Source organism: Pseudomonas sp. AP19 (assembly GCF_001728855.1).
GTDB classification, from domain to species: domain Bacteria; phylum Pseudomonadota; class Gammaproteobacteria; order Pseudomonadales; family Pseudomonadaceae; genus Aquipseudomonas; species Aquipseudomonas fluorescens.
In genome coordinates, this window is record NZ_LXJP01000107.1 from 1 (window position 1) to 7,876 (window position 7,876).

The 7,876-nt window shown below is 58.5% G+C and carries 8 protein-coding genes and 1 pseudogene; 4 read left to right on the forward strand and 5 right to left on the reverse strand.

The genetic code is table 11. The annotated features are described in order from the left end of the window. Positions 1-285 precede the first annotated feature (285 nt). From A7D21_RS33395 to cadR, 5 genes and pseudogenes are all read right to left on the reverse strand, one after another. On the reverse strand, positions 286-1,152 hold the full coding sequence (locus A7D21_RS33395; protein ID WP_069553801.1) for a sterol desaturase family protein: 867 nt from the start codon (positions 1,150-1,152) through the stop codon (positions 286-288). Positions 1,153-1,220: 68 nt separating this feature from the next. Further along, positions 1,221-1,967, reverse strand: coding sequence for an AraC family transcriptional regulator (locus A7D21_RS33400; RefSeq protein WP_069553802.1), 747 nt, complete (start codon positions 1,965-1,967; stop codon positions 1,221-1,223). Then, positions 1,967-2,476: a signal peptidase II gene (gene lspA / locus A7D21_RS33405; protein WP_069553803.1), complete on the reverse strand. Its 510-nt coding sequence runs from the start codon at positions 2,474-2,476 to the stop codon at positions 1,967-1,969. Before lspA ends, A7D21_RS33400 begins: the two co-directional genes overlap by 1 nt. Further along, positions 2,473-2,815: pseudogene (locus tag A7D21_RS33410) on the reverse strand (DUF3703 domain-containing protein). Before A7D21_RS33410 ends, lspA begins: the two are co-directional and overlap by 4 nt. A 104-nt stretch (positions 2,816-2,919) precedes the next feature. Then, positions 2,920-3,327: a Cd(II)/Pb(II)-responsive transcriptional regulator gene (gene cadR, locus A7D21_RS33415; RefSeq protein WP_069553804.1), complete on the reverse strand. Its 408-nt coding sequence runs from the start codon at positions 3,325-3,327 to the stop codon at positions 2,920-2,922. Positions 3,328-3,425: 98 nt separating this feature from the next. On the opposite strand from cadR, the gene A7D21_RS33420 reads away from it, so the two are divergent. The 4 genes from A7D21_RS33420 (at position 3,426) to A7D21_RS33435 (ending at position 7,702) form a co-directional block, all read left to right on the forward strand. Further along, a complete protein-coding gene (locus A7D21_RS33420; protein WP_371859254.1) occupies positions 3,426-4,322 on the forward strand; it encodes a cation transporter in 897 nt (298 codons plus the stop codon). A 201-nt stretch (positions 4,323-4,523) separates the two neighbouring features. Next, positions 4,524-5,099, forward strand: a complete 576-nt coding sequence (locus tag A7D21_RS33425) for a recombinase family protein (RefSeq protein ID WP_069553806.1) — start codon at positions 4,524-4,526, stop codon at positions 5,097-5,099. A gap of 4 nt (positions 5,100-5,103) precedes the next feature. Then, positions 5,104-6,741 (forward strand): DDE-type integrase/transposase/recombinase, encoded by a 1,638-nt coding sequence (locus tag A7D21_RS33430; RefSeq protein ID WP_200600544.1) that lies wholly within the window; start codon positions 5,104-5,106, stop codon positions 6,739-6,741. After that, positions 6,731-7,702, forward strand: a complete 972-nt coding sequence (locus A7D21_RS33435) for an ExeA family protein (RefSeq protein WP_069553808.1) — start codon at positions 6,731-6,733, stop codon at positions 7,700-7,702. Before A7D21_RS33430 ends, A7D21_RS33435 begins: the two co-directional genes overlap by 11 nt. Positions 7,703-7,876 lie beyond the last annotated feature (174 nt).

The following is a 7,876-nucleotide window of genomic DNA, read 5'->3' on the forward strand; positions in this document are numbered from 1 at the left end:
TGTAACGACCTGCAAACGAAAACACCCCGACCTGCAATCAAGGCGATTTTCGGCCAGGATTAACTGCGACTGTCCGGCCCGGCGAACCAGCATTAACTGCGAATGAACCTGCATTGATCCATGCCGACCTGCATTCCATCGCCGCCAGCCAGCATTAGCTGCAAATGACAGGTAGGCGATGTTGAGTCCAAAGTATCCACTGACTGCCCTGCTTCGAGCAGATCGGAGCACGCTCACTTTGCAATGACACAGTCAACAGGTTGCAGGAATCGTTGAGGCCCTACGCTATGTGCGTGCTCGGCCTCGCCCAAAGGGTTCGGCCAACTGACCAAGGTAACCCTTGGGGTAGTCCCTCTCACGCAAGCCGACATTGGCGTCGCCCAGCGTTCCAGTGCTGTCGTAGAAGGTGCCGAAGATCCGATCCCACACCATCAGAAACTCACCAAAGTTCACCTGGGCATCCTCAAAGTCGCGCTTGTGATGCCAGCGATGAATCTCGGCGACTCCGAGAACATACCGCAGCCAACCCACCCGATAATCGAGGTTCGAGTGCTGGAAGGCCAGATGCACGGTCAGGATACCGAACCAAGTGGCAACTACTACTGAAGGTGCGCCGGATGCAAACAACACCACCAACCCAGGGCCGGCCATGAGTGCGGCATGCAGCGGGTGCCGCCGCTGCCCGTTCATCCAGTACAAGCGCTCGGCGCTGTGGTGAATCATATGAAAGCGCCACAGCCAGGGGACGTGGTGACTGACTCGGTGCATACCGTAAAGGCTCAGATCGAGCACGGCGGCGACCAGCAGCAGTTGCAGCCACAGTGGGCTCTCAACTGGGAAGAGACGAACTGCAGCCGGCACGGCATCGCCCAGCCTGGCCAGGATTTCGGCGGTGAATTGGATGACGGAAAGATTTACCAGCATGTGCACCAGGTCCGTCAGGGTGTCCTGGTGATCGTGCAGCCAGCCCTCCCGGAACGGCTGGACACGCTCTAGTCCTGCGACAGCCAATAGACCGACTGCGGCAACCAAGGGTTTGGTGGGCCAGTACGGTACTCCAGCGTACAAGGCCCAGACCATGAAGGCGGTGCTGCCACCAAACACAAGCGGGTAGCTTAACCAGCGTAGGGCGAATCGTAGAGAAATAGGCATCACTCAGCTCCTGTGCAGAGAGCCTTCACGGTATAGGGAGAGAGCGACGTGCGACTTGAACGAAAGAGCTAAGACTCTTGGAGTTCGACCTCAACTAGGGCGGAGGACGGATCGATGCCCAGCAGCGCTCTGAATGTTCGGGAGAAATGCGCGGAGTCGGAAAAGCCCGCCGCATGAGCGGCCTCGGTCAACCGTACCCCTTTGGCCAGGTGTTGCAGGGCTTGGGTGAGGCGCAGCCATTTGACGTAGCTGCGCAACGGCAGGCCGGTTTGCTCTACAAACCAATGGGAAAAGCGCGTGGGAGACAAATGCACCAACGCAGCCATTGCCTCACGCCCCATTTGGCCTTCACGCAGAGCCGTGGTGATTCTGGTCAAGCGAGGATCACAGATCGGCGGATCAGGAAGCCGCAGCAGTTGCCGTACCTGCATTCGCAACTGGACTGCCGAATGCCCCGATGTGCTCAAAGCCTCAACGGTCGCCGCAACGTCGGCCGGGAGGATCTCCATCAGCCTCGCGGTTTCACTCACCTGCAAGGTTCGGGCCTCATCGGACAACACATCCAGGTAGATCGACAGGACATGCCCGGCACTGAGCCGGTGCTTCAAGCCTGCCGGAATGAAGATGGCATTCCCTGACAGCCTGTCCAACGGGGCTTCAACCGTTATCGCAGCGTCGAGCCCTACTGCAATTTGATGCGCTTGATGGCGGTGCCAATCCTGGTGGCCGGCATAGCCGAAAAAGACACCGATACCGGGGCCGACCCACACATGGCCTGACCAACGAGCCACTTCTCCGGCATCTGAACTTCGCATTATCTGCCCCGGTCCAGTTCTGCGTTTGGACTCAGCACACTGCTCAGGACCAATGTGGTGGCACCGACCACGATGCCGATGTCCGCCAAGTTAAACGCAGGCCAATGCCAGGACTGCCAGTAAAAATTCAGGTAGTCGATTACATGGCCTCGAAATGCGCGATCAATCAGATTCCCAACTGCCCCGCCCAAGATGAGGCTATAGCCCAAGGCTTCGCTGTTGGCTCTGGGTTTACGCAATATCAGAGCCAGCACCATCGAAACGACCAAGGCGATGACGATGAAAAAATAACGCTGCCAACCACCTGCATCAGCCAGGAAGCTGAACGCTGCACCGGTATTCCAGAAATGAACCAGATTGAAGAACGGGGCGAGAGGAATTACGGTGCCAACTGGGAGTGAGCCCTCAGTTGCAGTCTTGAACGCTTGATCGGCCGAGGCAATGCCCAGCGATAGCGTCCACCAAAACCATGGAGCAACGAAAGGCGACCTTTTAGGAGACGAACTCATCGCGTCTCTCCTTCAAGAAGTCGCTGCAACTCCTGTGAGAGGGGCATTGGCGCGAAAGCACTGACCCTGGCGCGCCCGGTGTTACCGAGCGGCACCCAGATCTTTGAGAACAGCAGGGCCGCCATGATTCGCGGTATTTGGCTGAGCATCTCCCGAAAGTCGCGCAACTGCCAGCCAGCCCTCAGCATCAGCCAATGACTCTGAGCATGAAGAACAGGCAGTCGCTGGCTCAAAATGGTGGACTCGTTCCAGCCAAGGGAAAGCCTCGGTTGGCGCATCGAGTGCTTTCCTTGCCCGAAAGAAGGCCTCATCGATGGCAATGCGAAGGGCGGTATTCATCTGGATCTCACTTACGCAGCAGATGGGCAAGTGAACACCCTATAGCCGCTATAGGGTCAAGCGCTATGGATTGAGGCGCCGCGAAAATGACTTTAAGCCGTGAATTACGAAAGAGTTTTGTCGCCCTCCAGCAGGCCCGAAAGTATTCCGCAGTCCAGGCTTTGTCGTTCGTTATCGCAGCAGCTCCGCAACGTCACCAACTGGTTTTCGAGGGCGTGCAGGGATGCGATCTGAGCCCTTACCTGGGTGATATGTGTATCAAGGAGCGCATTGATCGCCGTGCAGGGTTGCTGCGGCTGTTCCTGATAGCTCTGCAAAACACCAATTTCTTCCAGTGACATGCCAAAAGAGCGGCATCGGCGAATGAACAGCAGTCTTTCCGCATGGTCTGCTTTATAGGTTCGATAGCCGTTGTCCTGGCGGTTAGGAGGGGGAAGCAGTCCCTGGCGTTCATAAAAACGGATCGTCTGAATGTCCACCCCCGCCAGCTGTGCAAGTTGGCCAATGCGCATTATCTGCCCCTTGGTAAAAAAGCCAGTATATCCATGCTTGACCCTATACCTGCTATATGGTTTTCAATCGGCAGAATCAAGTCCAATAGGAGCAACGGATCATGAGTTCTTGTGAGAAATCCTGTGGCTGTGGCCCAGTGTCGGCAACCACTGAAGCGGCAACCGCGTCGTCGAATGAAGGAACATGGGTCAGCAGTTTTTCTGTGCCCAAGATGGATTGCCCTTCAGAAGAACGAATGATTCGGCTCGCGCTGAATGGCTTGCCTGAGCTCAATTCGTTGTCCTTTGATCTGACCAGCAGACAGGTACGCGCTTTCCATGACGGTCCGGTTGACCAGATCGCGACCAAGCTGGAGTCACTTGGCCTGGGGGCAACGTTGCTGGGTACTCAACCGGCCAGTCAGGAAGCAGCTTCGGCCAATAGCGCCAGTGAAGAGCTGACTGCTTCCAAGGAGGCCAGCACGCTCAAAATCCTGCTCGGTATCAATGCCGCGATGTTTGTCATCGAGATGGGCGCAGGCTTGATCGCCCAGTCGACGGGCCTGATTGCCGACTCGCTGGACATGTTTGCTGATGCTGCCGTCTATGGCCTGGCTCTCTTTGCGGTCGGCCGGGGTGCACGGCTGCAGGTTCGCGCTGCGCACCTGGCGGGTTTCTTTCAGATCGTGTTGGCTCTGGGTGTACTGGTGGAAGTGGCTAGACGCTTTCTCTACGGCAGCGAACCTGAGTCGATGTTGATGATGGGGATTGGCTTAGTCGCACTGATTGCCAACGTCAGCTGTCTCTTGATGATCTATGGCCACCGCGAAGGTGGTGCACACATGAAAGCGAGTTGGATTTTTTCGGCCAACGATGTGCTCGCGAACCTTGGCGTTATCGTCGCAGGTGCTTTGGTTGCATGGACAGGTTCTCCCTACCCAGATTTGGTGATTGGCACGGTCGTTGGCCTCATCGTGCTGAACGGTGCGCGCCGAATCCTGGCATTGAAAGCCTGACCAACCGAACCTGTATTCCATTGCGATGGATTCACGCTTTCAAACACCAATGGTACGCATAGTCCAACAAACCTTCGTTTGTTGGACTACACACCCCGAGCTGGAAATTCTCAAGCAACCCGCGTCGCTGGCATCCAACTATAGCTTCCATCTTTCAGTATCCGACTACACTGAGCTATCGCTGAATAGTTGGACAACGCCATGTTGATTGGATACGCCCGCGTCTCGACCGACGATCAACTCCTCGATCTGCAACGTGATGCGCTGGCAACGGCCGGCTGCGAGCGCGTGTTCGAGGATACCGCCAGCGGCGCCAAGGCTGAGCGGGTTGGTTTGACCGCTTTGCTGGCCACGCTACGCCGTGACGACACCGTGGTGATTTGGCGCCTGGATCGCCTCGGCCGCTCGCTGAAGGACCTGATCCGGCTGGTTGAGCAATTGGACTCCGCCGGCGTCGGCTTGCGCAGCTTGCAGGAAAACATCGACACCGCCTCGATTGGTGGCCGCCTGGTGTTTCACCTGTTCGGCGCCTTGGCCGAGTTCGAGCGCAACCTAATCCGCGAGCGCACCCAAGCCGGGTTGTCCGCTGCACGGGCTCGCGGCCGTAAGGGCGGTCGCAAGAAACGGCTCGATCCGGCAAAGCAGAAATTGGCCCTGCGCCTCTACCACGAGCGGCAACATACCGTGGCGGAAATCTGCCGGATGATGGGTATCGGCCGTTCGACGCTCTACAACTACCTCACCGAGGCCGAACGCAATGCCCAGCGGGCGGCGTAAAACCATTCCGACCGATTCGCTGATGCAGTTGCGGCAGCGGCTCGACCGCCTACCCAAGAAAAGCCCGGAACGGATTGTTCAGGTGGCCGCGATAGCCGAGTTGTACGGCGTGTCCCCAAGTACCGTATACCGGGCGCTGAACCTCATCCATAAACCCCACACGGCTCACCGCGCCGACCATGGTAAGCCGCGGGTATTGCAGCAGGCCGAGCTAGAGCGCTACTGCGAGCTAATTGCCGCGCTGAAACTGCGCACCACCAACAAACAAGGGCGGCACCTATCTACCCGCCGTGCCATCGATCTGCTGGAGGGCTATGGGGTGGAAACCGAGCAAGGCTTGGTCAAGGCGCCCCAAGGGGTTCTGACCCGCAGCACGGTGAACGAGTACTTAAGCCGCTGGCACCTGGACCAGTCTCGGCTGTTGCGGCAACCACCGGCCATCCGCTTTCAAGCGGCGCACAGTAACGACTGTTGGCAATTCGACCTGTCGCCCTCCGACCTCAAGCACATCGATAAGCCGGTCTGGATCGATCCGGCTAGGGGCATGCCGACGCTGATGTTGTTCAGCGTGGTGGATGATCGCAGCGGGGTGGCCTATCAGGAATACCACTGCGTATACGGCGAGGACGCGGAGTCAGCGCTGCGCTTCCTGTTCAACGCCATGGCACCGAAGGTCGATCCGACCTTTCCCTTACAAGGCCGCCCCAAGATGATTTACCTGGACAACGGCCCAGTGGCCAAGCGCCGGGTCTTCCAGAACGTCATGCAGGCGCTGGACATCGAATGGCAGACACACATCCCGGCCGGCAAGGATGGCACCCGCACCACGGCGCGCTCGAAAGGCAAAGTGGAGCGCCCCTTCCGCACAGTGAAGGAAGCCCACGAGACGCTGTATCACTTCCACAAGCCGGAAACCGAAGCGCAGGCCAATGAGTGGCTGCTGCGTTACCTGGTGCGCACCTACAACCTTCAGCGGCATCGCTCCGAGCCGCATTCGCGGATTGAGGACTGGCTGGCCAACTTGCCCGTTGAGGGCCTGCGCGAAATGTGCACCTGGGAACAGTTCTGCCGCTTCGCCCGCGAGCCGGAACGACGCAAGGTCGGCGTCGATGCCCGCGTCACCATCGACGGCACGGCCTACGAGGTAGAGCCCGACATGGCGGGCGAAACCGTGCTGTTGCTCTGGGGCTTGTTCGATGACGAACTCTATGCTGAATTCGAGGGAGAGCGTTTCGGACCTTACTACCCCGTCTCTGGCCCCATTCCCCTGCATCGTTACCGCGCCTTCAAACGCGGCAAGGCGGATGAGCGCTCCGATCGAATCCGCTCGCTGGCCGACCAGCTTGGCCTGCCTATCGCCGCATTGGCCGGCGATGACGTGCGGTTGACGCCTCCCGCGACGCCCATGGTATTGCCGCGCCAACCCTTCGATGCCGAGGCGCACGAATATCGGTTTCCCAACGCCATCGCCGCCAAGTTGGCTATTGCCGATGACCTGGCGCAGCCATTGGCTAAGCTCTCCGCCGACGATCAAACCTTCATCCACCAGGTGCTGAGCGAAACCCTGACACGCCGCATCGTGTTGGAGCGCGTGCGGGGCTACTTCCGCCACACGAAAGCAGGAGAAGAACATGCGGGCTGAAGTGATGCTGCACTACGGACTGGCGTTACCACTGAACCAGGCAGGCTACTTTGAAACCGGCCACCATCAGCAGTTGATCAAGGACATCAAGGGGGCGATCTTCGAAGGGCGGCTGATTGCCCTGTGCGGCGTCATCGGCAGCGGCAAGACCGTGATGTTGCGCCGGCTTCAGCAGGCGATGGAGGAGGAAAGGAAGATCACGGTATCCAAGTCGCTGGCCATAGAGAAACACAGCATCAAGCTGGCCACCTTCATCGCCGCGCTGTTCTATGACCTCTCCACCGAGAAGCAGGTACGCATCCCCACCCAAGGCGAGAAACGTGAGCGTGACCTGCGCGAACTGGTGAGGAAGAACAAACGTCCGGTGGCCCTGTTTGTCGATGAGGCCCATGACCTCAACGGCCACACCCTGACCGGCCTGAAACGCCTGATGGAGTTGGTCGAGGACGGTGACGGGCGGCTATCGATCGTGCTCGCCGGACACCCCAAACTGCGTAATGACCTGCGCCGACCAACGATGGAGGAAATCGGCTACCGCACCGACATCTTCTCGCTCGACGGCATCACCGGCAGCCAGCGGGAATACATTCACTGGTTGCTGGAAACCTGCACGGAGGGAAAGGTCGAACCCGAGTCGATTCTGACCGAGGACGCCATCGATCTGCTGGCCACCAAGCTGCGCACACCGCTGCAAATCCAACTGCACCTCAGTCTGGCCTTGGAAGCCGGCTACTTGACCGGCGAGAAACCCGTGTCGGCGGAACTCGTGCAATCGGTGCTGTCGCGCCAACTGGATGACTTGGAACCGACGCTCACTCGCCACGGTTACCGCATCAAGGATCTGGTGGAGCAGTTCGACGCCAGACCCACCGAAATCAAGGCGTTGTTCAGCAACACGCTCGACCCAACACGCGCAGCCGATTTGCGCGACAAGATGCTAGCAGCGGGCCTGCCGATCTGAGCCCCGTCATTTGCAATTAATGCTGGTTGGTAGTGCTGGAATGCAGGTCGGCGCGGATCAATGCAGGTTCATTCGCAGGTAATGCTGGTTTGCGAGTTCGGACAGTCGCAGTTAACTCTGGCCAAAATCGGTGTCGATTGCAGGTCGGGGTGTTTTCGTTTGCAGGTCGTTACA